This is a genomic window from Wolbachia endosymbiont of Listronotus oregonensis (assembly GCF_031205055.1).
Classification (GTDB): domain Bacteria; phylum Pseudomonadota; class Alphaproteobacteria; order Rickettsiales; family Anaplasmataceae; genus Wolbachia.
Genome location: NZ_CP102118.1, coordinates 1,176,922 through 1,192,314, shown reverse-complemented (window position 1 = coordinate 1,192,314; position 15,393 = coordinate 1,176,922). Strand labels below are relative to the sequence as shown.

The 15,393-nt window shown below is 34.3% G+C and carries 14 protein-coding genes and 3 pseudogenes; 10 read left to right on the top strand and 7 right to left on the bottom strand.

Annotation, left to right across the window (positions count from 1 at the left end; translation table 11 throughout):
* The first annotated feature begins 46 nt into the window (after positions 1 to 46).
* A complete protein-coding gene (locus NMD99_RS05985) occupies positions 47 to 181 on the top strand; it encodes a hypothetical protein (RefSeq protein ID WP_309165885.1) in 135 nt (44 codons plus the stop codon).
* Here the strand turns inward: NMD99_RS05985 and NMD99_RS05980 are convergent.
* Positions 178 to 1,253, bottom strand: a pseudogene (locus NMD99_RS05980) (rod shape-determining protein). The gene NMD99_RS05985 and the pseudogene NMD99_RS05980 sit on opposite strands and share 4 nt — an antisense overlap.
* 20 nt (positions 1,254 to 1,273) lie before the next feature.
* Positions 1,274 to 2,689 carry a gluzincin family metallopeptidase gene (locus NMD99_RS05975; RefSeq protein WP_253309828.1) on the bottom strand — a complete coding sequence of 472 codons (1,416 nt, stop codon included), beginning with the start codon at positions 2,687 to 2,689 and terminating at the stop codon, positions 1,274 to 1,276.
* 277 nt (positions 2,690 to 2,966) lie between these two features.
* Between NMD99_RS05975 and NMD99_RS05970 the strand changes: the two are divergent.
* From NMD99_RS05970 to NMD99_RS05945, 6 genes and pseudogenes are all read left to right on the top strand, one after another.
* A pseudogene (locus NMD99_RS05970) lies at positions 2,967 to 3,445 on the top strand (OmpA family protein).
* 142 nt (positions 3,446 to 3,587) lie between these two features.
* Positions 3,588 to 4,874, top strand: a complete 1,287-nt coding sequence (gene tilS, locus NMD99_RS05965) for a tRNA lysidine(34) synthetase TilS (RefSeq protein WP_264688043.1) — start codon at positions 3,588 to 3,590, stop codon at positions 4,872 to 4,874.
* A 208-nt stretch (positions 4,875 to 5,082) separates the two neighbouring features.
* On the top strand, positions 5,083 to 6,042 hold the full coding sequence (locus NMD99_RS05960) for an ATP-binding protein (RefSeq protein WP_309165882.1): 960 nt from the start codon (positions 5,083 to 5,085) through the stop codon (positions 6,040 to 6,042).
* Between the two features lie 82 nt (positions 6,043 to 6,124).
* Positions 6,125 to 6,295 (top strand): annotated as a pseudogene (locus NMD99_RS05955) (tRNA lysidine(34) synthetase TilS); the annotation flags it as partial.
* Between the two features lie 12 nt (positions 6,296 to 6,307).
* Positions 6,308 to 8,140 (top strand): ATP-dependent zinc metalloprotease FtsH, encoded by a 1,833-nt coding sequence (gene ftsH, locus NMD99_RS05950; RefSeq protein WP_264731997.1) that lies wholly within the window; start codon positions 6,308 to 6,310, stop codon positions 8,138 to 8,140.
* Between the two features lie 159 nt (positions 8,141 to 8,299).
* Positions 8,300 to 8,977, top strand: coding sequence for a hypothetical protein (locus NMD99_RS05945; RefSeq protein WP_264688046.1), 678 nt, complete (start codon positions 8,300 to 8,302; stop codon positions 8,975 to 8,977).
* A 25-nt stretch (positions 8,978 to 9,002) separates the two neighbouring features.
* On the opposite strand, the gene tmk is transcribed toward NMD99_RS05945, so the two are convergent.
* The gene (tmk, locus tag NMD99_RS05940; RefSeq protein WP_253302246.1) at positions 9,003 to 9,605 is read right to left on the bottom strand and encodes a dTMP kinase; all 603 of its coding nucleotides are present in this window, start codon (positions 9,603 to 9,605) and stop codon (positions 9,003 to 9,005) included.
* A gap of 108 nt (positions 9,606 to 9,713) precedes the next feature.
* Between tmk and NMD99_RS05935 the strand changes: the two genes are divergently transcribed.
* The gene (locus NMD99_RS05935) at positions 9,714 to 10,286 is read left to right on the top strand and encodes a thioredoxin family protein (RefSeq protein WP_182367219.1); all 573 of its coding nucleotides are present in this window, start codon (positions 9,714 to 9,716) and stop codon (positions 10,284 to 10,286) included.
* Positions 10,287 to 10,291: 5 nt separating this feature from the next.
* Positions 10,292 to 12,010: a monovalent cation:proton antiporter-2 (CPA2) family protein gene (locus NMD99_RS05930; protein ID WP_264688048.1), complete on the top strand. Its 1,719-nt coding sequence runs from the start codon at positions 10,292 to 10,294 to the stop codon at positions 12,008 to 12,010.
* Between the two features lie 30 nt (positions 12,011 to 12,040).
* Here the strand turns inward: NMD99_RS05930 and NMD99_RS05925 are convergent, their stop codons facing one another.
* The 4 genes from NMD99_RS05925 to NMD99_RS05910 are packed head-to-tail and all read right to left on the bottom strand — an operon-like array spanning position 12,041 to position 14,328.
* Positions 12,041 to 12,658, bottom strand: a complete 618-nt coding sequence (locus tag NMD99_RS05925; protein ID WP_253309892.1) for an SURF1 family protein — start codon at positions 12,656 to 12,658, stop codon at positions 12,041 to 12,043.
* 1 nt (position 12,659) lies between these two features.
* On the bottom strand, positions 12,660 to 13,136 hold the full coding sequence (gene bfr, locus NMD99_RS05920) for a bacterioferritin (RefSeq protein WP_253309893.1): 477 nt from the start codon (positions 13,134 to 13,136) through the stop codon (positions 12,660 to 12,662).
* 59 nt (positions 13,137 to 13,195) lie between these two features.
* Positions 13,196 to 13,690 (bottom strand): RDD family protein, encoded by a 495-nt coding sequence (locus tag NMD99_RS05915; protein ID WP_253309894.1) that lies wholly within the window; start codon positions 13,688 to 13,690, stop codon positions 13,196 to 13,198.
* Positions 13,690 to 14,328 (bottom strand): HAD family hydrolase, encoded by a 639-nt coding sequence (locus tag NMD99_RS05910; RefSeq protein WP_253309895.1) that lies wholly within the window; start codon positions 14,326 to 14,328, stop codon positions 13,690 to 13,692. Before NMD99_RS05910 ends, NMD99_RS05915 begins: the two co-directional genes overlap by 1 nt.
* 160 nt (positions 14,329 to 14,488) lie before the next feature.
* On the opposite strand from NMD99_RS05910, the gene NMD99_RS05905 reads away from it, so the two are divergent.
* Positions 14,489 to 15,316 (top strand): hypothetical protein, encoded by an 828-nt coding sequence (locus NMD99_RS05905; RefSeq protein ID WP_253309896.1) that lies wholly within the window; start codon positions 14,489 to 14,491, stop codon positions 15,314 to 15,316.
* The last annotated feature ends 77 nt before the right edge of the window (positions 15,317 to 15,393 follow it).

Below are 15,393 nucleotides of genomic sequence, written 5' to 3'. Positions count from 1 at the left end.
TCATTAAAACAGCATATTTATTTGTAATTAAGTTTCCTGGATCCCAGTGTCAGCTACTCGGATGACACCCTTTCCTGCTGGAAGTTGCCTTCAAATTACTTGGTGCGTGACACTGGGATCTCATTTATATTACATAATTCCATCAAAACAATTCGATAAACTACCTTCAAAAACAATTTAATCTTGCTTGAATAAAACATGGCCAAAATAATCCATGTTTTCAAGCACTTTTCCACTACCCAAGGCAACACAACAAAGTGGGTCATCTGCAACACGAACTGGTAATTTTGTTGTTTCACTGATAACTTTGCCCAAGTTACGCAATAATCCACCACCACCGGATAAAATTATTCCTCTATCGACTATATCAGAAGAAAGTTCAGGTGGAGTGCTCTCCAGTGCAGTCCTAATAGCAGAAATTATCTGATGTACAGGCTCTATTAAACTCTCTGCAACTTGATATTCTGATAAAAGCATTTCTTTTGGCATGCCACTCACTAAATCCCTGCCTTTAATTATCATTCCCTCTTTGTTATTTTCACCTGGCAGACTGGCTGAACCTACGTTTTTCTTAATTTTTTCAGCAGTTGTTTCACCGATTAATAACTTATGATTTTCACGAATATACGATTTTATTGCTTCATCCATAATATCGCCACCTACTCTGGCAGAACGTGAATAAACAATTCCGCCTAAAGAAATAATTGCAACTTCAGTTGTACCGCCTCCTATATCAACGATCATAGAACCCTCAGGTTCAGTAACTGGGAGCCCAGCTCCGATTGCTGCAGCCATTGGTTCTTCAATCAAAAATACTTCATTTGCACCAGCACTTTCTGCTGCATCTTGTATAGCACGCCTTTCAACTGGCGTGGATCCAGATGGAACGCATATGATAATATTAGGTTTATTAACAGTGAATTTTGTGTTTGCACTGCGTATGAAATATTTTAGCATTTCTTCCGCACTTTTAAAATCAGCAATAACTCCATCCTTTAAGGGCCTTATCGCCTCTATTTCTCCAGGCGTTTTTCCAAGCATCATTTTAGCTTTTTACCAAAAGCATAAGGAACGTAGCTTCCTTTTTCTTTTACTCTTGCTACAACTGAAGGCTCATCAAGCACTATTCCCTGATTTTTCTGATAAACTAAAGTGTTTGCAGTACCAAGGTCTATGGCAATATCGCTAGCAAACAAACCTTTGAAAGTAAAAAGGCTATAAAACTTTCCGGTCAATTTTCGAACAAAATTCATACATAACTCAAGAAAACCATTTATTGAGACAAATTATACTTTTCAGATAGGTAGTAAGTAACACACTCAACGTCTAAACCCTTGCCTGTTACTTTTTTTAGCAGTTCCAGGCCACACTTTGCACTGTATATATTTTGAGATAACCAACTGATAAGTAAACTAAAATCTCCTTTTATTATAGCACTTAATGATTCGTAATGATTCTTTTTAACGAAAGAGAAAATCTGCACAGCAGCAATTAAAGCAATAATTTTTATAGGAAAGTAGCCCATAACACCGCTTGCCCAATATTCATCTTGAAAATAAGTGTCCAGCTCATTTTTAGCTTTTACTGGAATTTTATAGTGCTTCATACCTTCCAGCCACGCATCGTGCAGATCCTTAACTTCCAGTGTACCATTTATTATATCCTGTTCTAACCTAGTTCTCAACATAATATGAGCTAACAGACTAAATTCATCTGCGTTCTTTAAAGAAGAGGAAAGGTTTATTTCATTGAAAACCAAGTGCAAATTTTCAACACTGCTATTAGTTTTGCCTTTTATAGCAAATTTCTCTTTTATGTGTGGTTGAATGAACTCAATAAATTCTCTGGATGTTCCAATCATCCTTTCCATGAATAACCCTTGAGTTTCATACATAACATGTCTCGTAATTGGGCTACTTATAGAATTTTGCGCTAAACATTTTTGATAAATCGCATAACCACTATGCCGTAAAAGTGAAAATAAACCATAACAAAAATCAGATTCATCATAATCTATAGGGTAGTAATAAGAAGTACGAATCTCATTTAGTGCAATACCCATTTGCTGTAAACATAACGAGCCAAGTTCAATCTGCTTCTGAGTAGCAACTCTTTGTATATTAGTAACCTTATCCTTTTTCTGCTTTTCAATTATTTCATCCACATTTTCGCTAAAAAATTTGCCTACCTTGGGGAATACTTCCCTTATATTCTTTTCTGTGATATCAGAGTCATAGTCAGCAAGCAGTGAGTCGTATTTTGAGCATTTTAATTGCTGCGATTTTATAGAAGCTACTTCGCGAATGAGTGTGATTAAATCAGTAAAACGTTCTTTTAGTTTTTCTAAGTTACTGGTTTCAGAATGAGATAGTTTCCATAAATTTTGGCATTCAACCTTAGCTTTGGATAAAGACTTTACTAAATCAATAGGAACAGCACTGTTGCTTTTATGTATTCTCTCTATTAACTTTAGCTGCTGAGTATTTGCACTTTTTTTGTTACCAAGAGCATCTGCTAATGATTCCTTTATTGCATCATGAGAGATAATTTCATGTCTGATTTCTTCTAGAAGACTCATTTGTTCAACTTTGTCCTCTATATTCAATTGGCTTTGGTTTAGTACTTTTAGCGTATTTTCGATATTCTTTACCCTATATAATACTTCCTCTAAAAACTTATAAGATTTCATAATTTGTTCATTGTTTTAGAAAACATCTCTTTAATATCGTAATAGATTAATAATAAAGTTAAAAGTATATTTGCTTAAAGTACATAAAAAATTGTACTTTTTATTCCTTTATTGGATTTTTCTACTCAGAGTCCAGCATATTATAAGAAAATTAATTGTAAGGGTGTAGAAAAAGTATTTAGTATTTTATTTCTCTTGACTATATTACAATATGGAGAGATTATTAGCTACTGAAATTAAAGTTACGCACTATTTTAAAATTTATGGAGGTTTAGTAATGTGGAGTAGACTGGTTATAATGTGCTGTTTTTGTTTGCTACTTACTGGTGTAAGTTCTTGCCCAAAAAAGGAGCAAATACAACAAATAAAATGAATTCTGTTGTTAAGCAGATAGGTGATAAAAGAGTTTTCTTTGGTTATGATGAATCTAGTATTACTGAAGTAAGCGCAGATGCATTACTTAACGTAATGGAGGTGTTACAAGATAACCCTGACGCGAAGGTTACTTTAACTGGTCATACTGACAACCGTGGTTCTCATGAATATAATCTTGCGCTAGGCGCTAGAAGGGCAGATGCAGCTAAAAAATTTATGGTTAGTTGTGCACCCTACATAGAAAACAGAATAAAAACTGCTTCTAAGGGTGAAACTGAGCCTTTGGTTAATGTAAAAGATGATTCTAGAAATTCTAAATATGAAAAAGAGCATGCTAAAAATCGTAGAGTGGAATTTTCATTTTCTGGAATAAAGAAATAGTTTCTTGCATTAAAACCTGGATCCCAGTGTCAAGCACTGGGATGACAAAAGAGAGCAATTCCGCTGCTTGTTAGCGGGATCTATATATACCACAAATAAGTCGCTGTATGACGTAGAGACTATCTTGCCATCAAGAAACATAATGAAATTAGAGTTATTATTTCAAAATATAGCTAATAGCTTTGCTTTCTATAACCAAATCGCAGTTGCAGTATCAGGTGGTGTAGATAGTATAGTCTTACTGCACTTAATGACTAACTGGGCAAAAAAAAACAAGCTTTCACTTCCTATAGCATTAACAGTAAATCATGGGTTACGTTCAGAGTCTCAAAAAGAAGCTGATTTTGTTACAAGTTATGCAAAAGAACTTGGAGCAAAGGAATCGTTCATATTAAATTGGGAGAAGCAAAATATTAAAGGTAATATTCAATTACAGGCACGAAAAGCACGATATAAGTTACTAGCAGAGTGTTGTAAAAACAATAATGTTAAATGTTTGCTCGTTGCTCATCACAAAGATGATCAAGCAGAAACGTTCTTATTAAGATTGGAGCGAGGTAGTGGCGTAGATGGATTATCATCAATGGATTACAAATCTTTCTTAAATGGTATTTATATATTTAGGCCATTGTTAAATTTTAGTCGTAGTGAAATAGAAAAGTACGCTAAGCTTCACCGGTTAAAATGGATCGAAGATAGAAGCAACTATAACTTAAAATACAGGCGAACTTTATACCGTAGCTTACTTAAAGCAAGTGACAATCAAGAGATTTTAACAGAGCGAATATGCCTCACAGCCCTTCATATGAAAAGAGCTGCAAAAGCGTTGATGCACTACACACGCCTTGCATTTAATGACTGTGTTAATGTTCATGATCTTGGTTATATTGAAATTAAACTAAGTGAATTTTATCAATTGCCAGAGGAAATAGCCTTGAGGCTTCTTCTTTACTCTATAATGGCAATTGCCAGTAAACATTATAAACCAAGGTACAATAGCCTTATTGCGATATTTAATAAAATATTGCAAAAGGATAGTAATGTTAACTGTACACTTTCTGGGTGCAAAATAAGAAAATATGGAGAAAATATCTTAATAATTAGAGAATCGTCAAAGATACAAGAAATTACCGTAAACCTACCTTTAAATGAACCTACTCAATGGGATAACAGATTTAGCTGCACAATACTCGGAAATCAAGAGTGTTCAGTTATCATCGCTCCATTAAAAAAAACACAAAAAGTTCCTGAATTTCTGAAGGATTACAACTGCTGCCCTGAAGTCTTTTATTCTTTGCCTACAGTACAAAAAGATGGAAAGGTACTTGCTTATCCTGATGTAATTCATGATACAAAAGACATCAATAGTAATAAGGTTCAATTCATTATTAGTTGCATAATACAAAAAAATCTTATATTATCGATATAGTATGATCGATGATGAAAATTTATCTTAGTGAGGGATTATAATGAAAATAACTTGGCGAGAGTTCTTTAAATTCATTTTCCCTTTGTTATGTTTAGCAATTGCTGCTTTTATTTATCTTATGTATATTCTGTTTCTTAGAATTAAGACTGCTACGGACACCATACTTTTTATGCCTATCATTATAAAATCCGCTGTAGTAACTTGTGTAGTGGCAGGTACTGCAGCTGTACTTTTTGTGTTTGGGGCAATATGTGTTGTTGTTTATGAACTAATGACATCACCTAAAGTAACGAATGAACAAAAAGTAACACTTGATGATGTTGCAGTTTCAGACGATGTAAGACGAGAGTTAAGAAAGATTTGTAAACTTCAGTCAAAAAGGGAAATAGAAATAGACGAAAAGCTAAATTATGCGCAAGACACAGGATACATTTTTTATGGTCCACCGGGGACTGGCAAAACTTTGCTTGCTAAAGCAATTGCAAATGAAACTAAATCTTCATTTATAAGTGTTTCTGCATCTGAGTTTATTCAGCGGTATGTTGGCACTGGTCCAGGAAATATACGTAAGCTTTTTGAGAAAGCAAGAAAAAATGCTCCTTGTATAGTTTTTATAGATGAAATTGATTCTGTTGGTGAAAAGCGCTGTGATGGTAGCAGTTATGGTCATCAAGCGTATACAGAAACTTTAAATCAGTTATTGACTGAATTGGATGGCTTCAAATCTAGAGAGGGTGTGATAGTAATTGCTGCAACTAATCGTATGGGTGTTTTAGATTCTGCACTCACTAGGAGTGGTCGTTTGTCCAAGCACATTAATATTCCTTTACCAGACGAAAACCTACGTGAGAAAATATTAAATCTTTATATGAAGGACACACCAAGAACAGAAGATCTAGATCTTACAGAACTTGCAGGTAGAACTAAAGGTTTTTCAGGAGCTGATTTATTTAATTTAGTAAATTCTGTAAAAGATTTTGCCAGAAATTGTATTGTAAAAGAGGACACAGAAGAAATCGTTATTACCATGAATGATGTTAGTAATGCACTTGAAAAGCTTAAGGATGAATTTCAAAAGCCTGAGAATGAAGAAGCAAATGTAGGAAATGTGTTACAGACTCTTTTTAGTATAGCTCCAAGGAATTCTAATGGACTTACTAGTACGTGAATTTATAGCAGATGAAGTTAATTATTGTTCATGAAAAAAAACACACTGAGTGGTGGTCACAATTAAATACATCTTTTAAATTTACAACTGCTGCCCTGAAGTCTTTTATTCTTTGCCTACAGTACAAAAAGATGGAAAGGTGCTTGCTTATCCTGATGTAAATTATAACGAAAAAAATACCAATGACGATAAGGTTCAATGCATTATTAATAGCACGATAAAACAAAATTTGGTAAGCTTGATTAGTACTTAGTTAGAAATAGAAATGAAAAAATTTTTAGAAGGCTTATTGATCTGGTTAGTAATTATTGTTCTTATTTCAGTTGTTTATATTCAGTTCAGCGGAAATGTAGGTAGAAGTAAAACAACCATACCTTTTTCGGAATTTTTAACTAGACTAGAAGACAATGATGTAGAAAATATTGTCATAAAAAACCAGAGCATTGAGGGCAAGTTTAGGGATGGTTCAAGTTTCAACTCAAGCGGTGTTATATATAGCGACCTAATAAAAAATTTACATGATAGAAAAGTGAGATTCTCCTTTTCAACTGGAGATTCTGCCATGAGCGTAATTGGTGGATTACTTATCTCATGGGTCCCAACATTTATCTTTATTGGCTTTTTGCTATTCTTTCTTAAACAAACACAAGCGGGGGGCAACAGAACTATAAGCTTTGGCAAGTCAAGGGCTAGACTCATGACTAGTGGGAAAAAAGTAACATTTGATGATGTTGCCGGAATTGATGAAGCAAAAGAAGAGCTAGTAGAAATCGTTGATTTCCTTAAACAAAGGCAAAAATTTCAAATATTAGGTGGAAAAATACCAAAAGGGTGCCTTTTAATTGGCTCTCCTGGAACTGGTAAAACTTTACTTGCTCGTGCAATTGCAGGAGAAGCTAATGTGCCATTCTTTAGCATTTCTGGATCTGATTTTGTTGAGATGTTTGTTGGTGTTGGTGCGAGCCGTGTTCGTGATATGTTTGATCAAGGCAAGAAAAATGCTCCTTGTATAATTTTTATAGATGAGATAGATGCGGTGGGTAGACATCGTGGCATTGGTCTTGGTGGTGGTAATGACGAAAGAGAACAAACATTAAATCAGTTATTAGTTGAGATGGATGGCTTTGAGTCTAATGAGGGCGTAATAATAATTGCTGCGACTAACCGTCCGGATGTCTTAGATCCAGCACTGCTTAGGCCTGGTCGTTTTGACCGGCAGATTACTATTTCTTTACCCGATATAAATGGGCGCGAGAAAATATTAAATACGCATATAAAGAAAATATCAATGGCCCCTGATGTAAATGTGAAAACAGTTGCAAGAGGAACACCTGGTTTTTCAGGGGCTGATTTAGCAAATTTAGTGAACGAATCTGCGCTTATTGCTGCAAGAAGAAACAAGAAGATTGTTACCATGGATGATTTCGAATATGCACGTGATAAAGTGATGATGGGTGTGGAAAGGCGATCTCTCATTATGACAGAAGAGGAAAAGAGACTGACTGCATACCATGAAGCTGGCCATGCGATGATTGCTGTTAATATGCCTGCTTCTGATCCTATACACAAAGCAACAATTATTCCACGCGGTAGGGCACTCGGTTTAGTTATGAGACTACCAGAAACAGATAGAGTGTCCCTCACAAGAGAAAAGATACTAGCAGATATAACTGTTGCAATGGGTGGACGTGTGGCAGAAGAGCTAATTTTTGGCTATGATAAAGTCACAAGCGGCGCATCTTCAGATATAAAACTAGCATCAGATTTATCACGTTCTATGGTAACAAAATGGGGAATGAGCGACAAAATAGGTCCGATCTATCACAATCGCGAACAAACTATGCATGGTTCTGAGATAATTTCTGAAGATACGTTAAAACTTATAGATGAAGAAGTGAAGAAAGTTGTGTCTTCTTGCTATGAAAAAGCGAAAGACATTTTGACCAAGCATAAGAAAGGCTTAGATCTCATTGCCGAAAATCTACTGGAGTTTGAAACTTTAACAGGAGATGAAATAAAGGACATATTAAGCGGAAAAAAAATTGTTAGAGAGGAAAATGAGAAGAATGAGAAAATAAAAAAATCCTCTCTCTATTAGATCTGACCCTAGCTTAAAATGCTAATCAGCTAACGCTGCAATAAAACATTCAGAATTGTAACTGTCAATATAAATTGTATTAGAATATTCATAATGTTGCATTTTCATCACGATAATGCTATCATTCAGTTAGTATTACTGTTTAATGAGGTATGAGTAATGGTTGACGTAGCTTCTATTGGTGTAAATGCAGTCATTGATCATAAGTATAAAAAAAGAGCGCAATTAACTTTATTAGGGCTATTTCTTGTTGTATCAGCAGCAACTGCTGTCTGGTTTCTCTTTCCTGTATCACAAAATGTACTAGTGCCATTTTTGCTCCCAGCCGTATTCTTGTTCTTTACTCTATCTATGGGTTATTACATGTTCATATTTAGTTGTGAAAAAAAATCTTTGGTAAAGAATGTTCTTGGTATGGTTGAACCAGCTGAATCAGTAAAGAGAGTGTATTGCCAAGAAAATATTAAATCCTTATTAGCAGAAGTGAGAAGTACTACGAGAGATAGGTTTTGCAACGCGCTTGTTAATCTTTGTTTTGAAGATCGTAGTAAAGCACACGAACTTGCATTATCTGTGAAAGAAATTGACGATATTGTGTCTTCAATAAAAAATAAAGACCTCTTAGACCATTTTGATCAATTTTTTACTATTACTGAAGTAAGTAATAAAAAAAATAGAAGTGAATTAATGAACCTCACAAGGGCATATAAGATAATAAGTGAAGAAGATCCAGACAAAATACAGGATTTTTTAGCTACTCAAACAAAAAGTTATTCATGTGAAATAATGTTACCTAAAATTAATAATTTTCTATCACAAGTTAAAGGTTCGGTTTAAATTAGTAGAGGTTAAATAAATATAGTTAAGTCTTTGCAATAGTGATTTTATCAATAATCTTAGTGTGTACTTGATTATCATTTTTTGTTTCAATTTCAGTGATGACATGGCACCTAACGGGCTCTTTTATGGCGATTTCTTTAAACCCTTTTCCAACTTTATTATAAAAATTAACATCCATTTCTTCATATTTATTCTTGTCTTTCGCTCTACTTAACCCAACTTTAACATCAATATCTAGAATAAATGTAATATCTGGATATCTAACTCCAGCCAACCTGTGCAAATCTTCTATTAGTTTTAAATCAACTCCAAACCCATATCCTTGGTATGCAATGGTTGAATCAATAAACCGATCACAAATCACTATTTTCCCTTCTGCAAGAGCTGGTAATATTAATTTTTTCATATGTTCGTGCCTCATCGAGATAAGTAGCAAGAGTTCAGAAATAGGATCAATATTATTTGTTAACAACACTCCTCTTATCTTTTCTGCAAAATCAGTGCCACCTGGTTCTCGAGTCGACACTACATTATTTTCGCCGTGAATTTGCTTAAAATGATTTGCAAGTAGCTTAGATTGTGTTGTTTTACCAGAGCCGTCTATTCCTTCGAAAGTTATGAACATAAGTTTTATAATTATAATACTAAAAAAGAATATGCAAACAGTATACATAGAAACCGTTTGACATTTAAATAATAAGACCGTAAATTACATATGGTATAATAATAGTCTATGGTTGCTCTGAATACTCCTAAAGTCGATTTTAGTTTTACTGCAAAAGATTTTAATCTTTTGGGAGTAGACAATAAATACTATACATTAAGTGACTGTTGTGGAAAAAATGGTCTTATTGTAATGTTTATATGCAATCACTGTCCTTACGTTCAGTCAATTATTAGCAATCTGGTAAGCGATGTTGATCAATTGAAAAAAGATTATCAGGTAAACACCGTTGCAATAATGTCAAATGATGTAAATGAATATCCAGAAGATTCCTTTGAAAATATGATTAATTTTGCCAAGGAAAATAAGTTTACATTTCCATATTTAATTGATAGTACACAGAAAATAGCTAAAGAATACGGGGCTGTTTGCACTCCTGACTTTTTTGGCTTTAATTCCAATTTAAACCTTTGCTATCGTGGACGTTTTAATGACACAAAAAAAGAAAAGGTTCAAAGCTATGAAGTAGGAAGTAGTGACTTATTTCAAGCTATGAAATTTATTGCAGAAACTGGTAATTCTCCAATTGACCAAAAATCAAGTATTGGCTGCTCAATTAAATGGTCTAATTCTACAGGTTAAATATCATGCACAGTGGCTCTCAGCATTTGTTTGATATTATAATTTTACTTTCTGCTGCTGTGTTTATAGTCATAGCGTTCTGGAAAATGAATATTAGTCCAGTGCTCGGTTACTTCGTTGCAGGTGCAGTTATTGGTTCTCATGGATTTAATCTGATACACTCAGCTGAAGCAATGGATAATCTTGCAGAATTTGGTGTAGTTTTCCTATTATTCATTATAGGCCTTGAATTGACATTTGAACGCCTGATCGCTATGCGTATTCATGTATTTGGGTTCGGTTCTCTTCAAGTTATAGTTACCATGGTAGCAATATGGTGCATCGCTCTTGCTTTCGGAGTGAATACGAATATAGCAACAGTTATTGGTGGTGGGCTTGCGCTATCCTCAACAGCAATAGTGTTGCAGGTTCTGCAAGAAAAAGGTTCTCAAGCAAGTCAGGTTGGTAGGTTGTCAATAGCAGTACTATTAATGCAAGATTTTGCAGTGGTACCATTAATAGTATTGGTACCTTTACTTGCTGGCAATTCTGAGCACAGCCTGATAAGCTCATTGGCAGGTTCATTGGTGCAAGCAGCTATTGCATTAGTGCTGATATTTATAACTGGTAGATTATTGCTTAGACCTTTATTTTCGGTTATTGCTAAAATGGAAAGTAATGAGGTCTTTATATCAACAACGCTTTTAATAGTATTAGGAGCAGCATTTATTACTGAGCAATTCCATTTATCGTTGGCATTAGGTGCATTTGTCGCTGGATTGTTAGTTGCAGAAACAGAATACAGACACTCAGTAGAACACGCAGTATTGCCATTTAAAGATTTGTTTCTTGGCTTATTTTTCATGACTGTTGGTATGTCTATCAATACCGAACTTTTACTCAACAAGTTACCACTAATTACTTTATTATCGATTATCCTTATCGTTTTAAAAACATCTATCATATATATATTGTGTAGATTTTTTGGGTTTAAGAGTGCACCTGCTATACAAGCTGGGTTACTACTTTCACAAGGCGGTGAATTTGCGTTTATTTTATTTCGCTTAGCAAATGAACTAAATGTGCTACCAAGTGAAATCGCTCAAGTACTTATGATGGTAACTACAGTAACCATGGCTTTCACTCCTCTTTTATCGGGGCTTGGAGATTGGATAGCAAACTCATTTAGCACTGAGAAAATAATATTAGATGATGAAGCTGTTGAAACAGATACACAAGATCTTTATAACCATGTAATAGTTGCTGGATTTGGTAGAGTGGGATATATGGTAACAAAAATGCTTACTGCAGAGCATTTAAGTTACGTTGTTGTAGATATTCAATCAAAAATAGTCAAAGAAGGAAAAAGTGATAGTTTTCCTATATATCTTGGAGATGTTACAAGATGTGAAATTTTAAAATCAGTAGGAATAGAAAGAGCTCAAGCTCTCGTTATTTCAATAAAGAATGAAGTTACTATAAAAAAAGTTGTTTCCTTAGTTGCTGCAAATTTTCCGCATGTAAATATTGTAATACGCTTACCAGATCTGAGTAATGTGGAGGTTTATAGAGATCTAGGAGCTAGTAAAATTATTCCTGAAACATCTGAGATAGGATTGCAGCTAGGTGGAGCTGCACTGAGCCTCAGTGGTATTAGCGAAAGTGGAGTTACGTCTTTAAAAAGTAGATTTAGAAAAGGCAATTACAGTATGTTAAAAGACCTTGGTAGTGATAAAGATGAATAACTACTTTTCTAATTTTATGTACAGAAAGCTTCAAGCTTTATTGAGGTTTTGCCTATAGTAAATTACGCACATAATCAACCAAGTTAAGGAAAGTGCAAACCAAGTGATTGCATATTCCAAATGCTTCATTGGCTGTATAGCTACTTTGCTGCCAAAATTGTTCGGCCACAATACACACTTCTCTAGCTTAATACCTAACTCATTGGAAATTTCCTCTGTACTCAGGGTAAACCATGTATTCGAAGCAGTATCGTTTTTGATGAACCAATTTTTGCTTTTATTGCTATCGCAATATAAAGTTCCATCTGCAACTACTTTTTCAATTTTTACTTTTTTCTCCTTTTTTTCTCTGACTATTCCTTTATTCACCAACATGTAACGTCCAGTGGTGAGCAACATAGGAGACAGCACGTGATAGCCGTGTTGCCCTGCAAAAACATATAGTTCTATGTCACTTAGAATCCCATCGATCTTGACATGCCTATAGTTAAATTTTTCAAGGTCGTTATTGGGCAATAGATGAACAACTGGAAGACTCATACTTTTAATAATATTATTCTTCCAGTTCAATCTGAATACTTGCCATAATCCTAATAAAAAAAGAAGCAAGCAAGGTATAATTAAAATAAATACTGTTTTTTTTAACACTCTATATTTGTGTTCTTAAATAGTTTTCAACACCCATTAGTTCAATAAGGTCTATCTGTTTCTCAATCCAATGGAAGTGCTCTTCTTCATTTTTTAACATCTCTTCTAATAACATTACACTAACAAAATCTTTTTCTTTCTCAGCGATAGAAATCGTTTCTTTGATATCCTTAATACCTTTTCCCTCTAATTTTAAATTAGCCTCTAAGATTTTCTGTATTGTGTCTTTTGCAAACTTTCCATCATACTTTGATATTTCATTTGTATCTTGAAAATTTGGTACGCCTTTAAGCAATAAAATTCTTTCTGCCAACTTGTTTGCATGTTCAAGTTCTTCGTTAAGCTCATTTTTTACCTTTTCTGCAAGTCTATTAATTCCATTGTTTTTGAGAACCGCAAAATGCAAAAGATACTGACGTACAGAAGTCAGCTCATTGGTCAATAATTTGTTCAAATGTTTTACTATCTCTTCATTCATAATCTTCCCTTAGTTCAATTTATCAGCATAATTTATATGATAACGATGATTATAGCAACTCATTTAATAGTTCCTTTGATAACAACCGTATTAAATAGCATGTCGTGGTATGTCTGTTTCTTTTTAGAAAAACAAGCAACTAGATACCAGCAGAGAGTGAGCAGCATTATAATTACTTTCAATGCACTCAAGACATTCACTAATACCTCCTGATCTTGCAAAAATTCAGTAAGGACAACTACTACACTGTTTAACAAAGGAAGAAAAAACTGGGAAGTGCTTCTGTCAAACGCTAAATTCAAGTCTATTTTAGAATTATCTAAATTGATAGTACATATATTCATTAACTGTTGACCTGGAGTTGCTTGGGCCTTTGAAGATATAAAATATGTGAAGTAACTACAATTTACACACATGTATGATAGATGTAAGATCAACGGAGAATCCTCTAATAGCAGTATAATTAATAAAGTTGGAATTAATAAAATTGCTACATCTATTAAATATGCGCAAAAGCGCCTTTGTATACTGGCAATCTCTGTAACAGCGGTCATTACCTATCTTCTAAATACTTTATTATAAAATCTGTAAGTTTATCAAAATGTTGAAAACATGACAAATCTTCATAACCGCTTATTGATTGACCGTATATAATAGGTAAACAATTGGCATTTTGTGCACACAGAACATCTGTGATGCTATCACCAACGAAAAACACATTTTCTCTATTTATAGGCAACGTACTCTCTTCTAGTGCAAATAGCAGTGGGGTTGCAGATGGTTTATCTTCCGCGGTATCGCATGACCCAACTACTCTTTCAAAGTAAGAATCTAGTTTAAAATAGGCAACTTCTTTACGTAAATTAGTATTTTTCTTATTACTTACTATTGCTAGATAAATATTGTGGCTTTTCAGTGTCTGCAACATTTTCTCTACTCCTTGATTCAGAGCAATGTTTTGCAATAGTGCATCGTCTAAATATTGTTGATATATCTGGTTCGCTTTTTTCCACTGATCGCCAAATAAATTGACCATATAGCTCTTTCTCGACTCATGGGAATTTCTATCAGCAGCTTTATTACTATACCCCATTGAGTTTATGGTATGCTTAATAGCATTAAAAATGTTATCTTGAGTGTCAACTAAGGTATTATCCCAATCGAATACTACTGCTAATTGACTATCCTTCATCTCTTATATGGTTATACATTTCAACTTAATAAGTAAATAGCATTTTAATAAAAAAAATATAAATAGGACGCTCTTACTCTTTACCACAAGTTATGTTAACTGTTTTTTATATAATTAGCTAATATACTGGTTATATGATATGTTTTAATAGGTAACAGGTATGGCCCAGACATCTAAAGAAAGTGTTGAAAAAAAGTTTAAAGGTGTCTTTGAACGTTCTCCAGGTGCTTTTCCAGAAGGTACTCCGTTAGAAGAGAAGGTTAATTATATTGCAAAAGGAACAAAGGCTCTAAAGGCTATGAAAAGTAAAGAGCTCGAAAACAAAATGAAAAGCGTTGCAGAATTGAATCAGAAATTTGAAAGTCAAAAAAGGCGTACAGATGAAAAAATACGTCAAGATTTTGAAAGAATTGCTGAGCTTGACCAACAATATAAAGGGAAGGGCATCTTCACAAGTGAAAAAGTTGCAGAATCAAAAAATGACAAAAAATTTCAAGAAGCAGCCAACACTCTTAGAGAAACTACAGCAGAAGGTAAAAGCGTTGAACAGAGTGGACAAAAAAAGACTTCTGAGGCTTCTGTACAAACAGATACACAGCCATCAGAGCACATCGTTAGTCCCTCAGTGAGCAAGAGTTCTGTAAAAGAGAAGCCCAACACTGAGCCAGGCAAAAAAGATACCACACCTCAACCACAAGAAAATCAAAAAGAAGAAGGGTTTTTGAGTCTTCTGAAGCGCTTTGTTAAGAAAATATTAGAAAAACTTTTAGGTGAGGATGAAAAGAGTGTGGAAAATGCTCGTGGCATAAAAGAAGATGCTCAAAGAGATACGTCAAATAACGAAGAGCAACAAAAGAGTAAGCACTTTGATAAAATTTTAAATCAGGACCAAAGTATAAGCGAGGGTTTGAAGCAGGCAACAAAGCTTGAAAACCCAACGATAACACCTGTTAATACTCCTGAAGTAAATACAGGTCGTGAAAGGTGATCCGCTTTCAAGCTTCATTATACCGCCACGAACCATCATACCGCCGCGGTATCTCTAGATCCCGCTAACAAGCAGCG

What these genes read in the sequence shown, in the direction of transcription:
- NMD99_RS05935 (WP_182367219.1), top strand. Translation starts at nt 9,714, where the DNA reads ATGGTTGCTCTGAATACTCCTAAAGTCGATTTTAGTTTTACTGCAAAA.
- NMD99_RS05930 (WP_264688048.1), top strand. Translation starts at nt 10,292, where the DNA reads ATGCACAGTGGCTCTCAGCATTTGTTTGATATTATAATTTTACTTTCT.
- NMD99_RS05915 (WP_253309894.1), bottom strand. Translation starts at nt 13,690, where the DNA reads ATGACCGCTGTTACAGAGATTGCCAGTATACAAAGGCGCTTTTGCGCA.
- tmk (WP_253302246.1), bottom strand. Translation starts at nt 9,605, where the DNA reads ATGTTCATAACTTTCGAAGGAATAGACGGCTCTGGTAAAACAACACAA.
- bfr (WP_253309893.1), bottom strand. Translation starts at nt 13,136, where the DNA reads ATGAATGAAGAGATAGTAAAACATTTGAACAAATTATTGACCAATGAG.
- NMD99_RS05945 (WP_264688046.1), top strand. Translation starts at nt 8,300, where the DNA reads ATGGTTGACGTAGCTTCTATTGGTGTAAATGCAGTCATTGATCATAAG.
- NMD99_RS05975 (WP_253309828.1), bottom strand. Translation starts at nt 2,689, where the DNA reads ATGAAATCTTATAAGTTTTTAGAGGAAGTATTATATAGGGTAAAGAAT.
- tilS (WP_264688043.1), top strand. Translation starts at nt 3,588, where the DNA reads ATGAAATTAGAGTTATTATTTCAAAATATAGCTAATAGCTTTGCTTTC.
- NMD99_RS05905 (WP_253309896.1), top strand. Translation starts at nt 14,489, where the DNA reads ATGGCCCAGACATCTAAAGAAAGTGTTGAAAAAAAGTTTAAAGGTGTC.
- ftsH (WP_264731997.1), top strand. Translation starts at nt 6,308, where the DNA reads ATGAAAAAATTTTTAGAAGGCTTATTGATCTGGTTAGTAATTATTGTT.
- NMD99_RS05910 (WP_253309895.1), bottom strand. Translation starts at nt 14,328, where the DNA reads ATGAAGGATAGTCAATTAGCAGTAGTATTCGATTGGGATAATACCTTA.